This is a genomic window from Paenibacillus sp. W2I17 (assembly GCF_030815985.1).
GTDB lineage: Bacteria > Bacillota > Bacilli > Paenibacillales > Paenibacillaceae > Paenibacillus.
This window is the reverse complement of record NZ_JAUSXM010000001.1, coordinates 3,476,539-3,495,762: the sequence shown is the minus strand read 5'-3', so window position 1 is coordinate 3,495,762 and position 19,224 is coordinate 3,476,539. Positions and strand designations below refer to the sequence as shown.

The window sequence follows — 19,224 nt, the reverse complement described above, 5'->3', positions numbered from 1 at the left end:
AGCTATCCCTGATGAAGAGGCATGCAGTATTACTCGCGATTCTGATCGGTGCTTTTTCGCTGGTACTGACCAACAGTGCATTTAACCTGCTGCTGCCTTATTTTGTGCAATATTATCAGATCTCTACGACAGCAGGTGGGTGGATTATCGCGCTGTACATGCTGGCTATGACGTTAACGATGCCGCTGGCTTCCCTGATTGTGGACCGACTGGGGCGTAAGCAGACGTATATGTTGGGGATCAGTATCTATGGAGTGTTCTCGGTGGCAGGTGCGTTGTTTTATCACTCCATCGAAGTACTATTACTGGTACGTTTCATGCATGGCGTTGCCGCGGGGCTGATGATTCCGTTATCACTTGTGTTGCTGTTTGATGTATACGGACCGGAGGTACGAGGGCGAATTACCGGAGCGTGGGGCTTGCTGCTTATGTTGGCTCCGGCTGCCGGGCCTACGCTGGGTGGATTCATCATTCAGTATGGACGGCTTGAAATGCTGTTCTGGCTCAATGTGCCACTGGCTATATTCTCGTTGATTGGCTGCGGTCGAGTCATTCAGACCTATATCCCTGCCCGCAGGAAAAAATGGCATCCAACCAGTGTTATGCTGCTGATCTGCGCGGTAGGTGCCCTTAGTCTGGGGGTACAGTTGTACGCAAGTCCTGTCGTGGCAGTATGGGTACCATGGATGCTGATTGCGCTCGGTGTGTTGCTGCTCATTCGTTTTGTCCAGACCGAGAACGGTCGCAAGGAACCACTGATCCGGTACCAGTTGCTGCGGCGTAATGCCGTCTTTCCGCTGACTGTACTGATCTCGACTATTCAGGATTGTGTCATGTTTGGTGTGATCTTTACATTGCCGTTATTGTTCCAGGACGTCTTCCACCTGTCACCAGCCATGTCCGGTGCGTTGTTCATTCCCTTGTCGATCTGTACAAGTCTGTTCATGTGGATTGGCGGCAGCTTGCTGGACCGAGGTCGGTCCATACATTTTATCGCATGGGGCACGTTGCTGGTGTCGATATCCATTCTGTCGTTTGCGGTTCTGCCCATGGGAGCATCGATCTGGATCATCGGCATGCTCATGGCGTGCCGGGGAATTGGCGTTGGTCTGTCAGGCATGAGTATCTCTGCTATTGGTTTACAGGCTTTACCGGACGAAGACATGCACGAAGGGTCGGTGTTATCAACGACGATTGAGCGTCTGGCTTCTTCGTTTGCAGTGATGGGCTTGACCCTGTATTACGATATGCGTTGGCAATGGCTTGCCGGGGCAGGAACGTCCATGGAGATGGCAAAATGGGGAGCGCTCAAAGAAATCTGTATCGGACTTGGCTGCGCCATACTGCTTACACTTCCCCTGGTCTTACTTATAACCCGAAAGAAGGTTGGCATCATTGTTCGAGATGGAAAACAAGCTCCGGTCTGAGACTGAGCAGCAGGCCCATGAACATTCGTGCAAGCTGTTGCTGAACTGTTACATACGTGAGCTTGCGCTAGAGAAGGAAAGCGATATTCGGATTAATCCAAATACGCTGACGTACATTGTTGCTTTTCAAGCCAGTAGGGTGAAGGTGACAGGACACTTGTCTTATTACTCTGCCATAGGGGAGCATGAATACCTCAGCATGGAATCTGGCGGGGAAGCGGTGCATTATGGCGACCTTGTTCGTTGGATCACATCTGAGCTAAGTGGAGATACGGCACGGGGAGCGAGTTCGGATCAACATGGAATGAAGAAAAGTGTGATGGAAATGAAGCGTTCACTTGAGGTGGATATTGCACATCCACAGGGCGAGAATACGAATCGTGTAGAGGCGATGTACGCCAGAGATTTTGCACAAAAGGTAGATAACAGTGTAGGTAACCTTACGTTGTATATCGAACAAGCAGCCGGTCTCGACATCCACGATTATCGCACATCGGAACAGTCACTGTTGTATGGTCATCCGTTCCATCCATTTCCGAAAAACTCCAAAGGCTTCAGCGAGCAGGATGTGCAGAAGTACAGTCCGGAGTTACGGACATCGTTTCAACTCTGTTATATCGCCGTGAGACAGGATGTCTATGTACAGGAATGGGTTGATGACGAGGCGGCAATGGATTTGCAAGACCTCCTGCGGAGCCATGTGGAGCCTATTTTAAAAGAAAAGAGTGAAATGTATGGGCTGCTGCCTGTCCATCCATGGCAATACGCATACATATCACGGTTGACCGAGATACAGTCCTATTTTCGAGATGAAAAATTAATCCTACTCGGTAGTGCGGGGCCTACCGTCTATCCAACCTCTTCGGTCCGTACAGTTTATGTTCCCGAATGGAACTGCAATATCAAGCTGTCACTGAACATGCAGATCACCAACATGATTCGCACCAACAGTGCTGAGCAGATGCGCAGAACACTGGATGCCTCCAGATACGTCAGGCAGCATGACTGCTTCGGTGCTGAACCGAACACGCATATTGCGTATGAGACAGGTGTAGCCACTTGTGCTTTTGAAGATGAAGAGTTAACCAGCCTGTTTACGATAGCTTATCGACCCATTGAGTTTGATGTCGAGAATACGTATGTCTTATCCAGTCTGGTTGAAGCACCGCTTCCCAGGATGCGGTCGAGACTGATGACCATGCTGGGTGGTGGACGAGACATTGCCGAGCGTTGGCTGGAACGATATCTGGCATGTTCGCTGCTGCCGACTGTACGGGCTGCGGGAGAGAAAGGTATTCATTTTGAAGCTCATTTGCAGAATACCCTTGTGACCTTAAAGGATGGGTTGCCTGTGGATTTTATCGTCCGCGATCTGGAAGGGGTCAGTGTGGATGAGGAACTTATAAGTGAGCAGGATCGTGCTGCGTCCGATTTATTATTTTATTCGCGAGAGAAAGCCTGGGCGCGGACATCGTATTATTTTATCGTCAATCATCTGGGGTCTCTGATTCATGCGATGGCGCGAGATGTGAACGTCCCCGAGGAGCATTTCTGGAAGCAAGTACGTGAGGTACTTGTGGAGGAACTGGAACGAACGGGCAATGCATATGTGCAACATCTGCTGACAACGGATGCATTTCTGGCCAAACAAAATTTGGTGAGTTGTCTAAGGGGGATCAGCCAGACCCCGGCCTACGTGCCGGTGAGCAATGTAATGAAACGAATAGGGAGTGAAGTGCGTGGGAGTCGTGGGATACAGGGCTGAAGCAGGCGGCAGGACAGAAGCAGTATACGTGGGTGTACAGGAACGGATTATGCGTCAGACGTTGGAGGCGATGTGGTTCGAAGGCATTCTGGACAGTCATGTAAGTGGGAGCGAATGGCGAACCAGCGGCCTTACATCTTCCGGCGATTCTGTGGCGTACACGTGTGAAGCGGAGCGAAAGTTTTCATTTGGCCGGGTGAAGGTGAAGAAGGGTTCGATTCAAAGGGAAGGCGTACTCTGCACCGATCTGGATCTGTTTTTGGAGGAAATTGTGCTGAACGCTTTGAAGGGTGCAAATGTCAGGGCTTTTATCCAGGAACTGCTCGAAACGATGGCAAAGGACAGCCAGTGCCAAGCTATATTGTCCTTGAACATTCCGAGTGAAGATCGACATTATGATGCGCTCGAAAGTCACATGACTGACGGTCATCTGTACCACCCGAGCTACAAGTCGAGACTAGGATTTTCTTTGAAAGACAATCTCGCTTATGGCCCTGAGTTTAACACGGAAGTTGCATTAGTCTGGGTTGCTGTGAAAAAAGAATTTGCTCAGACCGCTGTATCCGCGGGATATAGCTCTGAAGAACTGGTGGGGCAACATCTGACCGTAGAGGACGCACAGCGATTTCATCAGATACTGCAACAACAAAATCGAACGGACGTGGGTGAGACCGCCAACGTATATGATACCAGTGCAGATCAGCTTGAGAGCAGTGCCGAAGTTCGTGATATAACCATTGCTCAAGATAGCTTAGTAGGGTCTAGCGTTGGCAGCAAAGGCAGCAAGGTGGATGGGAAATTAGCTTTTGGCACTGATGAATCCTATGTGTTCATTCCAGTTCATCCATGGCAGTGGGAGCACCAGTTGGAATCGGTATATGCTCGTCAACTGATGGATGGGGACATCGTGTATCTTGGTCCATCGTCTTCGCCCTATCGCGCGCAGCAGTCGATCCGTTCACTCTCGAACCGGATGAATCCGGAAGCCCCTTACATCAAACTGGCCCTCAGTATCACCAATACGTCAAGCACACGTATTCTGGCACAACATACGACCCAGAACGCACCGCTGATCAGCGATTGGCTGGATAATCTCGTTCGTGAAGATGAGCTGTTGCAGCGGGCGCAGTTTGCCATTTTGAAAGAAATCATGGGACTGTCGTTCCGTTATGAGCAGTTGCCTGCAACGCAATATGGACGGGCCTACGGCACACTTGGTGCGATCTGGCGGGAGAATGTATCGGTTCACCTGAAGCAAGGTGAGACGGCGTGGCCGCTGAATGCTTTGATGTTGGTACAGCCAGATGGTGTTCCATTTATCCAGGATGCTGTAGAACGACATGGTGTGGAGAAGTGGAGCGAGGCCCTTGTTCGCACGGTTACACTGCCGATTATACATTTGCTCTACGCACACGGGATTGCGCTGGAATCCCATGCCCAGAATATCATTTTGGTACTGGAAGATGATCTGCCGAAACGAATCATTATCAAGGATCTGCATGATGGTGTTCGTTATGTACCGGATCAACTGCTGCACCCGGAAAGAGCACCAAAACTGAATCCAGAGCCGGAAACTCATCGCAAGTTCAATCGGTATTCCTTCATCTATGCGGGAGATGTGTCGGAAGTCCGTGACTATACGTATGATGCGTTCTTTTTTATCTGCATGACGGATATTGCGCTGGCTTTGGAGAAGTTTGGTCTGTCGGAGGAAGCGTTCTGGCAGCTGTGCGCAGGTGTAATTGTGGATTATCAGCGAGAGCACCCGGAGTACACGGAACGATTCGTTGCATTTGACCTTTTTGCCGAAGATGCACTGATCGAAGAGATGACCAAGCGCCGTCTGTATGGGGATGGAGAGTTATATTTCCGCAAGGCGAGCAATCCGCTCAAGATATCAAAGGATGTACTTGAATCAAAGAGAACGCCCGAATTAAAGGGAATCGTCGAATGAGGATTAACACGCTGAAGGAAAAAATTGCACGCAAACAGCCAGTATATGGCCTTTTTGTATCCATACCACACCCGGTCGTCATTGAGATGATCGGACATGCGGAATATGACTTTGTCATTATTGATCTGGAACATGCCGCAACATCGATGGAGTCGGTGGAAGAGTTGGTTCGTGCGGCGGAACTGGTCGGCCTAACCCCGCTGGTACGGATCTCGAAAGTGGAACGAGCGGAGATCCTGAAGGTGCTGGACTGTGGTGCACAAGGTATCGTCATTCCGCATGTCGAGCAATTGGAGCAGGTGGAGGAAGCGGTTCGTCACGCCTACTATCATCCGGTTGGCATGCGGAGCTTGAATAGTGGTCGTCCCGGTGTGTTCGGTAAATATCCGCTTACCGGATATATCGAGGAAGCCAATGAACAGGTGATGGTTGTACCCATGATCGAAAGTGTGGAGGGCGTGCGGCAAAGTGCACAGATTCTGTCTCACCCTCAGGTGAGTTTTGTATTGGAAGGCGCGGCGGATCTGTCGCAATCCCTCGGCGTGCCATGGCAGACAGAGCACCCGGATGTGAGACGTATGCTGGATGAATTACATGCTACCGCCCAGCAGTGCGAAGTACCTTATGCAACGGTCACCAGAGGTGTGGATGATATGTCGCTCTGGGGTGAGCGGGGAGTACATATATACGTGCTTGGTGATGATCGGAATACGGCGTTTCGGGCGTATGCCCAAAAACGGAATGACTACAGGAATGCGGGTGGGCAGATATGAAACTTAGTGTATGGCATGCGATAGATGAACTGCAACGCGGAATGGAAGAACCGGTATGTGCGTATGTATACGATCTGGCTGGCATTCAGGAGCAAGTACGTCAGATGTTGGGTAGCATGCCTGGGAACACACAATTGTTCTACGCCATTAAGGCGAATCCTAATCCGCGAATCATTGAGGCGTTGCTTCCATTGGTGAAGGGCTTTGAAGTGGCTTCGATCGGAGAGTTACTCAAGGTTAGAGCGGTAAGCCGCGAGGTTCCGATTCTGTTTGGAGGTCCGGGTAAAAAGGAGAGCGAACTGAGGCTAGCCATCGAGAATGGCGTGAGCTACATCCATGTAGAGAGTTTGCTGGAGCTGCGCCGCATCATTGCGATTGCGAAAGAGAGAGCGATGGATCAAGAGCATGATCAGGTGCAGGGAAGCAGGCAGAAGCAAGAAAATGAGCCGAAACACAAGCAACAACAGAAGCAAGCGCAGGAAGTGCGCATTCTGCTCCGAATCAATCTGCGAAGTAGCACGTTACCTCGGACGAAGATTGTTATGGGCGGTGGGCCTAGTCCATTTGGAATCGATGAAGAGGCGGTGGAAGAAGCCATTGAACTTATTCGTGTGGAAGGCGCGGGTGTGGTTCGGTTAAGCGGGTTCCATTTTCACTCCTTGTCCAACAATATGGATGCAAGTCTGCACGCCGAGATGATCGAGCTATATTTGCAAAAGGTGGAGCAGTGGCAGCTGCAGTATGATTTACCTGTGGAAGTGGTGAATGCAGGAGGCGGATTCGGTGTCACGTATGATGGCAGTCCCGGATTCGACTGGCCTTTATTCACTTCCCTGCTGGAGCAAAGTGAAGCCAGACAGCGCCTTGTTTCACGCGGAGGTCAGCTGTATTTTGAATCGGGTCGACTACTGGTGGCAGACCATGGATATTACGCGGCAGAGGTTACGGATATCAAAACCTCTCATGATCAGTATTTTGCCGTGTTAAGGGGAGGTACGCACCACAATCGTCTGCCTGCTTCATGGGGGCATGACCACCCGTTTCAGATTATGGCGACGGATCGTTGGAAACACTCGTTTGCCCGGCCAGAGGTAAGAGATCGTCGAGTTCATGTGGTAGGTGAGTTATGTACACCGAAGGATCGGATGCATTCCGATGCGGAGGTAGCGCTGCTACGGGTAGGAGATATTGTTTTGTTTGAAAAGTCTGGAGCTTATTGCTGGACCATCTCGCATCATGATTTTCTGGGGCATCCGCACCCGGCATTCCATTATCTAACGGAGGACAATAATCATGTCAACACTGATGAAGCGTTCCAGTCTGCAAGCCGCTGAACGCCGGATTATGACGGATCTGATGAATTCATTTTTGTCGGAGCAATTACTCCCACTGGAGGATCACCCATTCATTGATTTTGCCGCAGCACCTGCGCCGTTCCGTCGATTGTACAAGGGGTATGACAGCGAAGAGCATAATCATAATGTAGCGTCTCGCTATAGATTGCACACTCAAGGCGTGCTGTGTCTGGTTGAAGAAGGGGTGAGACAGGGGATTCAGTGGGTCCAGGGTTCACCGATCTACGAGGAGAAAACAGATGGAAGCTGGGTTCTCCTTGATTCTCCAGCAGAGGTTGGACGTGCGGTGTTACAGAAGGCTTTGTCAGATGAAGACTATAGCCAACCCGGAGTGGCGGAGTTTCTTGCTAGTCTGGATATTGCTGTGGAGCAGTATTCTCAGGGCTGGGAACAAGTCCGGTATCTGTCGGCCAACGTCCCAGCGTCTGCTTATGAGTGGTTTATCAAGGGTGAACGCGTTGCGGCATTGCGGGACCGTCCATTCCACCCATCGTCCAAAGCCAAAGTGGGATTCAACGCAGAAGATGTAACTCGGTATGCAGCGGAATTCGGGAAGACGATTTCGCTGCGCTGGGTGGCTATACGGCTGGATGCCGTTCAGCAAGGGTGTGAAGATGGGTTGTCCATTTTGGACGTGTTAGACGATGTTCAGCGTGGAGTAGTGGAAGCCGAGTTTGCCCGCAAAGGGATCACGTTGGATGAATATCTGCCGATGCCTGTTCATCCGTGGCAATTGCAGCATGTGATTCTGCCCCGCTTCACGGGAGAGATTGAAGAGGGCAGCATTGTCGTATTGGACATAGAAGTGGCCGACGTACAGGCCACATCCTCTCTACGCTCGATGGCCCCATCAACCGAGTCCACCCGGATGCTTAAGCTACCGGTTAGTGTTCTATCTCTGGGGGCTGCTCGTTATCTTCCAGTAGTCAAACTTCTGAATGGTCTTGCTGGAGAACTTATGCTAAGGCAAGCTGTAGCTTGTGACGAGACGTTGAAGGACAAGGTGTATATGTGCGAAGAGCAGAACTGGTGGGGCTTTATGCCAGAATCCATGGGACTGTTCGATGATCATCCCCGGCATCTGGCTGCACAGATTCGTGTGTATCCCGCTGAATTGCTGTGTGAAGCCTATAAAGTAATTCCAATGGCCGCACTGGGTGTGAATCTGGAAAGGCATCATCTATTAACGGAGATTCTGGGGGATACCCTCAGCAGCGCGGATGTCCTCGACTTCTATACCAGCATAGCTACAACGTTTTATGATATCGTGATGCGTCTGTTCAAGGTGGGCGTTGTACCTGAGATTCATGGTCAGAACTGCTGTCTGGTGTTACGGGATAATCAGGTAAAGGGTCTTTTGTTCCGCGATCATGATTCCGTGCGTCTGCATCAGCCTTATCTGGACAAACATGGCATTGCAGACCCTGCCTATCATATTCGTCCAGGCTACTCGAACAGTCTGTATAACGAGACGATTCAGAAACTGATTTTCTATGTGCAGTCTTTGGGGACGCAGGTGAATCTGGCTGTGATTATGGAGGCATTGAGCGAAGTGTACCACATTCCCGAAACGAAGTTATGGGAGATCACGGAGCAGGCTTGGAAGGAAGCGCTGCAACATGTGCAGCTTCCCGAATCCGACCGGGCCGCGCTCGCTCATGCGATATTCGAGAGCAGGGAGTGGCCCGTGAAGTTAGTTGTCCGTCCGCTGCTTGAAGCGGACGGGGTGCCCGGCGCGATGCCATCGGGCAAAGGCATAGGGTGGAACCCTTTTTACAAGGGATAGAAGTAGAGTAGTGTTGGTGCAGGAGTGTATAGAGAAGAAGTGCTCACTAAAGGATAGAACAGAGAAGGTGACCCGGCTGACGGGTTGCCTTTTTGGTTTGTAGTTATCGAAAGGTACAATGCTTGGAGGGAATAAAACGTTCATCATTGTGGCTAAAAAATCTTATGAAATGGAGGTATAGGAAAGAGACTGATGGTATAATCGGGTTATGTGTTATAGTCATACTTGTGTATTACCGAAAAGGTTTTCGGAAAAAGTGACACTACTGTTGTAACCGCAATCATAATTTACTTCAAGAAAGTGAGAATCTACCATGAATCAGAAGAGACTTTTTAATGATGGATGGCAATTTGCGAAAAGTAAGCTGGATGTTACGGAACCTGCGGGTCTGGTGTATGAACCTGTGGAACTTCCCCATGATTGGCTGATATATAATACGCTTGAACTGTATGAGGACAGCATTGGATGGTACCGCAAGACGTTCCATTACACGAAGGATGAGCAGCAGCTTCTGCTCTGTTTTGATGGCGTATACATGGATTCTTCGGTGTATGTGAACGGACATCTGGTTGGGGAGTGGAAGTATGGATATTCTGCTTTTGAACATGAGATCACGAATGCACTGGTGGAAGGCGACAATGAGATTGTGGTCAAAGTAGTGCATCAGAGCCCGAACAGCAGATGGTATTCCGGGGCCGGAATCTATCGCCATGTGTGGCTGAAAACGAGAGACCGCAACCATATTGTTACGGATGGAATCTATGTATCCATTAATCAGCAGCCGAATGGCTGGCAGGTGGAAGTGGATACGGAGCTGAACCTTGAACAGAATCAGCAGGCAGAGCTGGTGCATACGATCCGGTATGAAGGTCAGGTGGTGGCATCCAGCCAAGCGAATGTTACGGCTTCGGTGGTTGAAAAAGCGGTTGCAGCGACAGATAGCCAACAACTTATTGTTGTGAATCCTAACCTGTGGAGCCCGGATGCACCGCATCTGTATGAACTGGTGACAGAGCTGCGATTGATCTCGGATGATCAGGAAGATCGGACAGTTGAATCGGTATCACAGCGTATTGGATTCCGGGATATCAAGCTGGATGCCAATGAAGGGTTCCACCTGAACGGAGTCAAGATGAAATTGAACGGTGTGTGTGAACACCATGATCTCGGAGCGCTGGGGGCTGCTTTTAACCTAACGGCACTGCGTAGAAGATTTGTTTTGCTCAAAGAAATGGGCGTTAACGCTATCCGCACCGCGCATAATATGCCTGCCAAAGAGTTCATGGAACTCGCGGATGAGATGGGTATGCTGGTTGTGTCTGAAGCCTTTGATATGTGGGAACGTGCCAAAACGCCATACGACTATGCGAGATTTTTCCCGGAGTGGGTGCATACGGATGTGAAGAGTTGGGTGAAGCGCGACCGTAACCATGCCAGCCTGATCATGTGGAGTATCGGGAATGAAATCTATGATACCCATGCGGATGAGCGTGGACAGGAAGTAACTCGCATGTTAATGGACTATGTGCTGGAATTTGATCCGAAAGGTAATGCTGGCGTGACGATAGGTTCGAACTATATGCCTTGGGAAAATGCACAAAAATGCGCGGATATCGTGAAGCTGGCAGGTTACAACTACGCGGAAAAATATTACGACAAACATCATGAAGAACATCCGGACTGGATCATCTATGGTAGTGAGACGTCTTCTGTGGTGCAGAGCCGTGGCATTTATCACTTCCCATTCGAACAGCCGATTCTGGCAGATGATGACGAGCAGTGCTCGGCTTTGGGTAACAGTACGACGAGCTGGGGCGCGAAGTCGGCAGAATATTGCATTTTGGCAGAGCGGGATACACCTTATTCGCTGGGTCAATTCCTGTGGACTGGATTCGATTATATCGGAGAGCCGACACCGTATCATACGAAGAATTCGTATTTTGGACAGCTGGATACCGCAACATTCCCGAAAGACTCCTATTACATCTACCAAGCGGCTTGGACGGATTATAAGAAAAGTCCGATGGTTCACCTGTTCCCTTATTGGGATTTCAGCCCGGGTCAGATCATTGATGTACGCGTGTGCAGCAACGCACCGAAGATTGAGTTGCAACTCAACGGTAAAACCATTGGTACGTACGATATCGATCATGCTAATGGAACACAGCTGTCTGGCTGGTGGAAAGTGCCGTACGAAGAGGGCGAGCTAAAAGCGATCGCTTATGATGAGAACGGCCAGATCATTGCAACCGATGTGCAAAGATCCTATACGGATGCGAAGAAAATCCGTCTGCAAGCGGACCGGGAGCAGCTGCAAGCGAATGGTACAGACCTCATTTTTGTAGAAATTGATGTTGAAGATAAGGCGGGTAATCCGGTTCACAATGCGAATAACCGCGTGCAAGTTCAGGTGACGGGTGCAGGACGATTGCTGGGTCTGGATAATGGGGACAGCACGGACTATGATCCATACAAAGGGTTGAGCAGAAGACTGTTCAGCGGCAAGCTGATGGCGATCATCGGAGCGACAAATGAAGCTGGAACGGTACGGATTGAAGTTTCTTCCGAAGGTTTGGAAGGGGCTGTAGCTGAGTTTGAATCGCGTATTATGGATGCGGAACTGGTTGATGAGAAGCAAGTACAACCTGTCTTCATGAACAATGAAGAACGTCCAGTGCTTACGGGGAATGCTCATGAGATTCCTTTGCGGAAAATCGAGATCATCAGTGCTGCAGGACAGTTGCTCGATCCATCTAACCCGGAGCTGGTCGTAACCGCCAAGCTGTATCCGGAGAACACCTCCTATTGCGATATCGAGTGGGCCGTTGTGAACGATGCGGGGATCGAGTCCAACATTGCCAAAGTGGAAGCTGTTCAAACAGAAACGGGCGACAACGGTGAGCATCAACATGCGGTGAGGGTATCGGCTATAGGTGACGGGGAGTTCCGGCTTCGCGCAACCAGTACCAACGGTACGGACAAAACGAAACTCATCTCCCAGCTGGAATTCAAGGCGGACGGTCTCGGTACAGCCTACAAAGATCCATACGGCTTCATCACGGGCGGACTGTACGATTACACCAAAGGTGAGGTTGGTAACGGCAACGAACGTGGGGTAGCGACAAGTCGCGACGGAGAGACGCATGTAGGCTTCCGTAATATTGACTTCGGGCCATATGGCTCCGATACGATTACCATTCCAATCTTTACGTTGTCCACGGAGGAGTACCTCATTCAGATCTGGGAAGGTATGCCGGATGAGGAAGGAAGTACGATGATTGCGGATGTGGTGTATGACAAAGAGTCCATTTGGAATGTATACCAGGAAGAGACGTACCAATTGTCCAAACGCCTTAGCGGGATCACGTCGATCTGTTTTGTGTTGAAGCAGAAGATTCATATTAAAGGTTTCTCCTTCGAACGTCAGAGTCGGGCCTTTGAACAGAATGCGGCTGCATCCTGTGATCATCTCTACGGAGATACGTTCAAAATCGAGGGTGACCGTGTTGAAGGTATCGGGAACAACGTGTCGCTGGAGTTTGAAAACATGGACTTTACGGCAGAAGGCACATCAAAGCTCGTGATCTACGGCCATTCACCGATTGATAAGAATACGATTCATATTCGCTTCGCAGGTGCGGACGGACAGAGCAACCAGTTGGTTGAGTTCACGCAGTCAAGTGGATATGAGGAACGGGTGTTTGAACTTGAACAGGTGAAAGGTGAGCAGAAAGTAAGCTTTATCTTCCTGCCAGGCAGTCAGTTTGACTTCGGCTGGTTCCGATTCGAGAAATAAATGTGATAGAAATATAAAACCCCTTCAAGCAGGCATCGGTTCATGGGAACGTGGATCTGAATCGCTTGCGCGAAGGGTTTTTCTTGTATGTAGGTGTGAGAGTACGTTCGGGACAACGAGGGAGTTACAGATAAATGACAAAATAAGAATAATCATGCAACAAAGGATAAGATTGAAGCGTTTCATACATGAGGTGATGGAATGAGAAAAAATATGCTTATCTTATCGTTAGCTTTAATGCTGTTAACTGCCTATCAGGCAAATGATCCAACCACGGGTGCTTCCGGAATCACGAAATCATTCCCAGAAATTATCGAGCCCCATAATCCAGAGCAAGCGGAGCAAAGCGGGGATGTGGTTGTGCTTCATGGAGGCATACGGAACGAAGATAAGTGGGACACATTTATGAAAAATGTGAAGAAAAAACAGCAGGATCAGGTTCGTGTAACGATGTATACCATTGAAGGTGGGCCCATTATCCAGGAATTGATCTATGATGGTACAGCTATTCAATCGACTTATGATAACTCAAGGGATGCCTATGGCTCCAAACAGGGAACGAAGACCGACACCTGCAAAGAGATCGGTACGATGAAGAGTGAGCAGGGGCATATTTACTACGTGTTAACCGGGTGTGAGAAGGAAGAGAACCCTTTTTGGATGCCTAAGTTGTAAATGAACCTTCTGGGCCATGGTGTATACGATTGGCAATTTCGGCGTAGGCTAACTGTTCTCCATCGGTAAAATGATGGGTTTGATCTACCTGAGCTGAAGATGTTCATGGCTCAGGCATATGGGGTGGAGCTTTCCATTACCCAGGTGCTGGTAATGCTCGGTGTGCTGATGCTGATCTCCAAAGGTGCTGCCGGAGTTACCGGTTCCGGGTTCATAGCGTTGCTTGCAACGCTGAATGAGATTTATTTTGAGACAATCGGCTCCATGAGATTGCTTTTTACAATATTTGTTTGTTATGCTTAACTACATAGAATTGCATAGTAGGTGGTGTGTGAAGCTGAGAAACGAAATGATCAAAGGATACATCGATGGAATTGTACTGTCTGTACTGAATAAGCAGGATGCATATGGATACGAAATATCCAGAACGGTGAATGACGAGACCAATGGTCAGTTTGATCTAAAAGAAGGCACACTGTATCCGGCACTGAAACGTATGGAGGCTAACGGATACATAGAGGGTTATTGGGGAGAGCAAATTAGTGGACCACGGCGGAGATATTACCGAATCACCCCGGATGGCCAAACTCAGCTCAACACATTGAGGACATCATGGAGGGAGAACATCAAGATTATTGATATATTCTTGGGAGGGGATCTGCATGGAAGTCATTGAACAGTATTTGGATCAAGTACTTCGATTTACGTTTTTAACGAAGAGGGAAAAGTCTGAGTGGAGAGAAGAAATGGCTGCTCATCTCTATTCCTCGGTGGATCATCTGAAGCGCCAGGGGTTGGGAGAGACGAAGGCCATCGAACGTTCCATTCAACAATTTGGCTCTATCTCAGAACTGCGCAGAACGGTAACCAAAGAAACGTATGGATTCAACATGAAAATGATTTTTGGCTGTGCCTTAGCAAGTTTGTTCCTGTTCATTGTAACACTTGCGGGTGGACTAATCGCGAATCGATATGGTGTGCATAATCGGTATATCGAATTAATGCCTATTTTTTGGATTACGGTATGTGCGCTAGGTGCCTGTCTTGTATTTACACGCAAACGTGTGGATCGCCTTTGCCTGTTATCTGTGCCCCTGTTATTCAGTTTAGGGTATCTGCAAGCTTATTTTCAGACGATGTATCATTATTGGGGTGAAGGACTTACGTTTAATATGTTTGAAAAGTTATTTTTTAGTGGCGTGCTCCATACGTCTGGTGGATTGGAGTCCACCTTATTCGCCTCTATGTGCTTGGGTGCACAGGGACTCATTATGTTTGCGATAAGTAAAAATAAGTATATATCCATTCTTCCTTTTGCCTTTTCCATCATGTATACCTTTGTTCATATGCTGATGTTTAGTCTTTATTATGTATTTTTCGCCTCAGAGCAGTTCAGTTCCGCGGTAACTCAGGGGGACAGCGTTTTCCTGAATGGGAATATGCAGCGAGTGGTGGAGATGGGGATGAGTTTGACCATGGCGGTAGCGTTGTTTGTAGTATTACAAGGCTGGAGCTATTGGACGGCAAAAAGGAAATTGAGCTCCGCTTCATAAGGGTATTCAGCTTCCCCCATAATTAGACAATGAAGCCATGCTGGCAAGACAAAGGACAACTATAGCAGGACTCTTGTCTTTTTTATTGGGCTTCCCTCATAGTTATTCGCACACTCTCCGAATGTGCTAAGGACATAGTATAGGGCATATATACTGTGTGCCTTGGCCTAAGGAGATGACCATATTGAAGTATCTGAACAAGAGGACAGCTACCCTCAACAAATTAAGGCCCAGTCGTTCTACGCCGAAATGTAGAAACAAACACTTGGGAAAACGAAAGAAATGCCATATTATCCGTAGATCTTATCATAGAAAGCGCTGCTCACTGAAGCGTCCATTAAGATCACAGAAAATGGTCCGTGACAAAAAAGTCATTGCATTACCGAGAGGGGGAGGCAGCAACCCGATATGTTGTGAGCCCGCCCCCCTGCTTGCTCCTTTGAGACAACATGAATTGGAGACGGTGAGTCTCCCTGGAACGCAAGGTGTGGCAGGTGCCCAAGGCCCCGCTGGCCCTCACGGCGAGCCGGGTCAACCGGGAGTTCCGGGAGCGCAAGGTCCCGCTGGCCCTCACGGCGGGCTGGGTCAAGCGGGGCTTCCCGGAGCGCAGGGTCCCGCAGGCCCTCAAGGTGAACCGGGTCAATTGGGGCTTCCCGGAGCGCAGGGTCCCGCAGGCCCTCAAGGTGAACCGGGTCAATTGGGGCTTCCCGGAGCGCAGGGTCCCGCAGGCCCTCAAGGTGAACCGGGTCAATTGGGGCTTCCCGGAGCGCAGGGTCCCGCAGGCCCTCAAGGTGAACCGGGTCAATTGGGGCTTCCCGGAGCGCAGGGTCCCACTGGTCCTCAGGGTGAGCCAGGTCAAGCGGGGCTTCCCGGAGCGCAAGGCCCTGTTGGTCCTCAGGGTGAGCCGGGTCAACCGGGAGTTCCCGGAGCGCAAGGCCCGGCCGGTCCTCAAGGTGAACCGGGTCAACCCGGAGTTCCGGGAGCGCAAGGCCCAGCGGGCCCTCAAGGTGAGCCGGGTCAACCGGGAACTCCCGGAGTCCAAGGACCAACGGGTCCCCCAGGTGAGCAAGGTCCGCCGGGCACCGTACCCGGAATTGAAATCATTCCTACGGCAAACCGTTACTTCTATTTTCCGGACACCGATCTGGATTTGTCGAACTCGGTTATAATTCCTGCCACAGAATTCACGAATGACGATGGCGGTAGCATAACCGAATTTGCCGGGGGTGGAATTACTAGTTTCAATAATCTTTATATAAACGGGATCATCCAACCAGGAAACTCATACAGTGTAAGTGCGGAAAGGTTGTTTTTTTCGTCACAAAACGGTGTTATCTTTGCAGGGACACCCATCACTATAGCGATAATTATAATAACAGCCAATATCATAAATGGTTAAAATTGGTTTTAGTTGCTGGTTCCTTTGCCTTCACTACTCCCAAACCTACCACATATACTATGTTAGGTAGGAGGTGAGAAACATGCCACTTGTGACACCATTTCAGAACAGTTTAAGATTTGCTGCAACCATTGGTGATGGAACGGGTACTGGAGCAACGTTTGCGATTGCCGCGACAGCTTTTACAAATGACGCGGGTGTAGCTGCAACGGCATTTCCAGGCACGTTCAACTATTACAATCTTTATATTAACGGCATTATGCAGACAGCAGATACATCCTCGGCTACGACTACTACAATTACAATTCCCGGTGGAGATGCGCTGAACGATGGAATTCCAGTTGTTTTACAATTCGTAGTGTCTTAAAGAAGAAAGAAGATTTAATCCTACTGTATCGTTATCTTGTGCGACTTCTATCTGAGATAGAAGTCGTTCTTTTTGTACAAGATACCCAGTCGACTCAACTGCATTCATCCATGCATTAATGTGCAAAAATAGTTACTCAAGGATGTTGCCCAACTACCGGATAACCTCTGAGGAAATGATCCTTCCGTTTGATTCCAATCTTCCTTCTAACTTGTTAAAATTTAGGTACATAAACTAGGGTCAGGTTGGCGGGTGATAAGGAAATGCAGAGAATCGAGGTACATCCCGATCTATTGGAGGAAAAGGCCCGGTTGGTCCAGCAGAAGAAACAGGAACTGGAGCGAATGGTCTGGGAACTAGAGAAATCCATCTATATGTTGCAATCCGATTGGTCGGGTGTGACAGGAGAGCGTTTCTTCTGGGATTTTATGCAGGTGAAAGAAGTGTTCCCGACTACACTCGGGCTGTTGGACGAAATCCAGAAAGAGTTTACGTTTATAGCGAAGAACTTCAGAACAACGGACGGCTCCGGCGAGGTTGCGCTGTACATTCCAGAAGAACTAAAGCGAAATTTCGCTGTAGGGCTGCTTGATAAATCAGTAGGAGAAACAATAACGGGAATGGGGCAGACGGCAGAAGCTTTCTTCGAGAACCCATTCAGTACATTAAGCAGTGTGGCATATGCCATGACAGTGGGCAAAGTTGTAGACGTTGGGCGTGGTATTCAGTTTGCATGGGATACTGCTTGGGGTACGGGAACAGCGAGGTCGGATATAGGGCAATTTGTAGAAGAGCAGAAGAAGCAGATCGATGAGAATGGTGCAGGGTATTACGGTGGGGCGATGACAGGTCAGGCTTTGGCGTATGTTTTGTTTGGTAAAGCTTTTCGTTCGATGGATGATAAGCATACCGATCTGGGTGGAGCGGGTGGAGCTAAGCCGGAGCATGGTGGGATTTTTAAGTATAACGAGAATTTAAAACTTACTGAAATCCAACAAAAAAAGATATCTGAGTACATTGGAGTGAATTCCGATGAACTTATAAGTTCAGGACTTGCAAGTGAGGACACATTAAAAAAGATTCTAAAAAATTTAAAAGAAGGATCAAAATCCGGTAGGGAAGGTTTTAGACTGGAAGCTGATACTGCTAAGTTATTACTTGATAATAAAATAAAAATAACAGAGGCTGGTACAACATATAATGCTAAGGAATTAGGTGGTAGGATAGGGGAGATTGATCTGGGAACATCGAATTATATTATTGAATGTTTCAATGCTACTGGAGGTAAATCAAAATCAATAAGTGATTTTTTTAAATACTTTGAAGGCGATGTTAAGCAGCCACATATAAATCCTGATCATAAAGGAGTTATTTTATATGCCCCAAATGGTATTGATACTGTGAAAGCAAAAAATATAAGTTCAATTGGTGTTGAAATTGTAACATCTCCAGAAGAATTAATTAATACCCTAAAAGGAGAAAAAAGATAATGTCACAATCCAATATAGTAATGTACATGGAAGAAGAACTTAGTATTGAAAAATTAAACAGTGTGCTATCTGAGTTTGGTGCCAAAGATCAAATATCCTCTTGGGGAATAGAAAGATCTAACAGTTGGATATGGGTTAACTATTATATTCTTGAAGATGCTGATGAGATAAGGAATATGTGGTTTGATATTTCTGGGGATAAGGTTATTAATACTAATCTGAAAACTGCATTATTTATACAACCTAGTAAGGATCGAAATGCTACCTTCTTGGCGTTATCTTTTTGTAAAGAGATTTACTCGATCCTTGATAAAAGCAAAGATGTGTTTATATATCATGGTGATAGTGGATTATTTGTTAATGATGAGATAGAGAATCTGAAATTTAAAAACACTCAACAATTTTATGACTCTAGACTAATTAATGATGAAGTAATCGAAGATATTATCCAATGTTTAAACGAAGAGCTTATCGGTGGAATAGAGTGTATTGAAGAAGAGGGTGGATGGGATGGTGAGGAGCTGCAATACTTAGACTTATTTAAGAACCTTTTTGAGATGAGAGAAGATCTAAAAGTTCAATCTATAAATAAATCTCTTGAAGAAAAGATAAATCAGGTAGATGAGTTGATTTTGAGATTATTGGAAATAGATGATGAAAAATTATTGATTACTGCTGGGGAAGAGAATAGAGACCTACCTATTAACAGTTGGTGGTGGCATCTTGATAAAGTAGATTCAGGAATACTCAAAGTACATATCAAGGAGGGATCTGCTAGTTACCAAGACCAAAATAATGATAAATAAGATATGAATATGAATGGAAATAAGAATTAAATTTAAAGTTTTAATGTACCTATAAAAACTGAAATTAAGTTCCCTTGA

The 19,224-nt window shown here is 48.0% G+C and carries 14 protein-coding genes and 1 pseudogene; all 15 read left to right on the top strand.

The window, feature by feature from the left end:
• Positions 1–11 precede the first annotated feature (11 nt).
• The 15 genes and pseudogenes from QF041_RS15540 (at position 12) to QF041_RS15470 (ending at position 19,146) form a co-directional block, all read left to right on the top strand.
• Complete coding sequence (locus QF041_RS15540) at positions 12–1,427, top strand: MFS transporter (RefSeq protein WP_307414827.1); 1,416 nt, start codon at positions 12–14, stop codon at positions 1,425–1,427.
• Positions 1,405–3,192 carry an IucA/IucC family protein gene (locus tag QF041_RS15535; RefSeq protein ID WP_307416983.1) on the top strand — a complete coding sequence of 596 codons (1,788 nt, stop codon included), beginning with the start codon at positions 1,405–1,407 and terminating at the stop codon, positions 3,190–3,192. Before QF041_RS15540 ends, QF041_RS15535 begins: the two co-directional genes overlap by 23 nt.
• Positions 3,167–5,146 carry an IucA/IucC family protein gene (locus tag QF041_RS15530; RefSeq protein ID WP_307414826.1) on the top strand — a complete coding sequence of 660 codons (1,980 nt, stop codon included), beginning with the start codon at positions 3,167–3,169 and terminating at the stop codon, positions 5,144–5,146. The genes QF041_RS15535 and QF041_RS15530 overlap by 26 nt, the downstream gene beginning before the upstream one ends.
• Positions 5,143–5,919 carry an HpcH/HpaI aldolase family protein gene (locus QF041_RS15525; RefSeq protein WP_307414825.1) on the top strand — a complete coding sequence of 259 codons (777 nt, stop codon included), beginning with the start codon at positions 5,143–5,145 and terminating at the stop codon, positions 5,917–5,919. The genes QF041_RS15530 and QF041_RS15525 overlap by 4 nt, the downstream gene beginning before the upstream one ends.
• On the top strand, positions 5,916–7,253 hold the full coding sequence (locus QF041_RS15520) for a type III PLP-dependent enzyme (RefSeq protein WP_307414824.1): 1,338 nt from the start codon (positions 5,916–5,918) through the stop codon (positions 7,251–7,253). The genes QF041_RS15525 and QF041_RS15520 overlap by 4 nt, the downstream gene beginning before the upstream one ends.
• Positions 7,213–9,060 carry an IucA/IucC family protein gene (locus QF041_RS15515; RefSeq protein ID WP_307414823.1) on the top strand — a complete coding sequence of 616 codons (1,848 nt, stop codon included), beginning with the start codon at positions 7,213–7,215 and terminating at the stop codon, positions 9,058–9,060. The genes QF041_RS15520 and QF041_RS15515 overlap by 41 nt, the downstream gene beginning before the upstream one ends.
• Positions 9,061–9,373: 313 nt before the next feature.
• On the top strand, positions 9,374–12,856 hold the full coding sequence (locus tag QF041_RS15510; RefSeq protein ID WP_307414821.1) for a glycoside hydrolase family 2 TIM barrel-domain containing protein: 3,483 nt from the start codon (positions 9,374–9,376) through the stop codon (positions 12,854–12,856).
• A 201-nt stretch (positions 12,857–13,057) separates the two neighbouring features.
• A complete protein-coding gene (locus QF041_RS15505) occupies positions 13,058–13,531 on the top strand; it encodes a DUF4362 domain-containing protein (RefSeq protein ID WP_307414820.1) in 474 nt (157 codons plus the stop codon).
• Between the two features lie 99 nt (positions 13,532–13,630).
• Positions 13,631–13,816, top strand: a pseudogene (locus QF041_RS15500) (cation:dicarboxylate symporter family transporter); the annotation flags it as partial.
• 46 nt (positions 13,817–13,862) lie between these two features.
• Positions 13,863–14,207 carry a PadR family transcriptional regulator gene (locus QF041_RS15495; protein WP_307414819.1) on the top strand — a complete coding sequence of 115 codons (345 nt, stop codon included), beginning with the start codon at positions 13,863–13,865 and terminating at the stop codon, positions 14,205–14,207.
• Entirely contained in the window at positions 14,194–15,084 is an 891-nt protein-coding gene (locus tag QF041_RS15490; protein WP_307414818.1) for a permease prefix domain 1-containing protein, read from the top strand. Before QF041_RS15495 ends, QF041_RS15490 begins: the two co-directional genes overlap by 14 nt.
• A gap of 352 nt (positions 15,085–15,436) precedes the next feature.
• Positions 15,437–16,483 (top strand): DUF4183 domain-containing protein, encoded by a 1,047-nt coding sequence (locus QF041_RS15485; protein ID WP_307414817.1) that lies wholly within the window; start codon positions 15,437–15,439, stop codon positions 16,481–16,483.
• A gap of 82 nt (positions 16,484–16,565) precedes the next feature.
• Positions 16,566–16,850: a DUF4183 domain-containing protein gene (locus QF041_RS15480; RefSeq protein WP_237176809.1), complete on the top strand. Its 285-nt coding sequence runs from the start codon at positions 16,566–16,568 to the stop codon at positions 16,848–16,850.
• A 263-nt stretch (positions 16,851–17,113) separates the two neighbouring features.
• On the top strand, positions 17,114–18,340 hold the full coding sequence (locus tag QF041_RS15475) for a WXG100 family type VII secretion target (protein WP_307414816.1): 1,227 nt from the start codon (positions 17,114–17,116) through the stop codon (positions 18,338–18,340).
• Positions 18,340–19,146: a hypothetical protein gene (locus QF041_RS15470; protein ID WP_307414815.1), complete on the top strand. Its 807-nt coding sequence runs from the start codon at positions 18,340–18,342 to the stop codon at positions 19,144–19,146. The genes QF041_RS15475 and QF041_RS15470 overlap by 1 nt, the downstream gene beginning before the upstream one ends.
• Positions 19,147–19,224: the final 78 nt, after the last annotated feature.

Excerpts from the sequence above, each read along its gene's own strand:
- QF041_RS15470 (WP_307414815.1), top strand. The coding sequence starts at position 18,340 with ATGTCACAATCCAATATAGTAATGTACATGGAAGAAGAACTTAGTATT.
- QF041_RS15485 (WP_307414817.1), top strand. The coding sequence starts at position 15,437 with ATGGTCCGTGACAAAAAAGTCATTGCATTACCGAGAGGGGGAGGCAGC.
- QF041_RS15520 (WP_307414824.1), top strand. The coding sequence starts at position 5,916 with ATGAAACTTAGTGTATGGCATGCGATAGATGAACTGCAACGCGGAATG.
- QF041_RS15535 (WP_307416983.1), top strand. The coding sequence starts at position 1,405 with ATGGAAAACAAGCTCCGGTCTGAGACTGAGCAGCAGGCCCATGAACAT.
- QF041_RS15480 (WP_237176809.1), top strand. The coding sequence starts at position 16,566 with ATGCCACTTGTGACACCATTTCAGAACAGTTTAAGATTTGCTGCAACC.
- QF041_RS15510 (WP_307414821.1), top strand. The coding sequence starts at position 9,374 with ATGAATCAGAAGAGACTTTTTAATGATGGATGGCAATTTGCGAAAAGT.
- QF041_RS15515 (WP_307414823.1), top strand. The coding sequence starts at position 7,213 with ATGTCAACACTGATGAAGCGTTCCAGTCTGCAAGCCGCTGAACGCCGG.
- QF041_RS15505 (WP_307414820.1), top strand. The coding sequence starts at position 13,058 with ATGAGAAAAAATATGCTTATCTTATCGTTAGCTTTAATGCTGTTAACT.
- QF041_RS15540 (WP_307414827.1), top strand. The coding sequence starts at position 12 with ATGAAGAGGCATGCAGTATTACTCGCGATTCTGATCGGTGCTTTTTCG.
- QF041_RS15475 (WP_307414816.1), top strand. The coding sequence starts at position 17,114 with ATGCAGAGAATCGAGGTACATCCCGATCTATTGGAGGAAAAGGCCCGG.
- QF041_RS15490 (WP_307414818.1), top strand. The coding sequence starts at position 14,194 with ATGGAAGTCATTGAACAGTATTTGGATCAAGTACTTCGATTTACGTTT.
- QF041_RS15525 (WP_307414825.1), top strand. The coding sequence starts at position 5,143 with ATGAGGATTAACACGCTGAAGGAAAAAATTGCACGCAAACAGCCAGTA.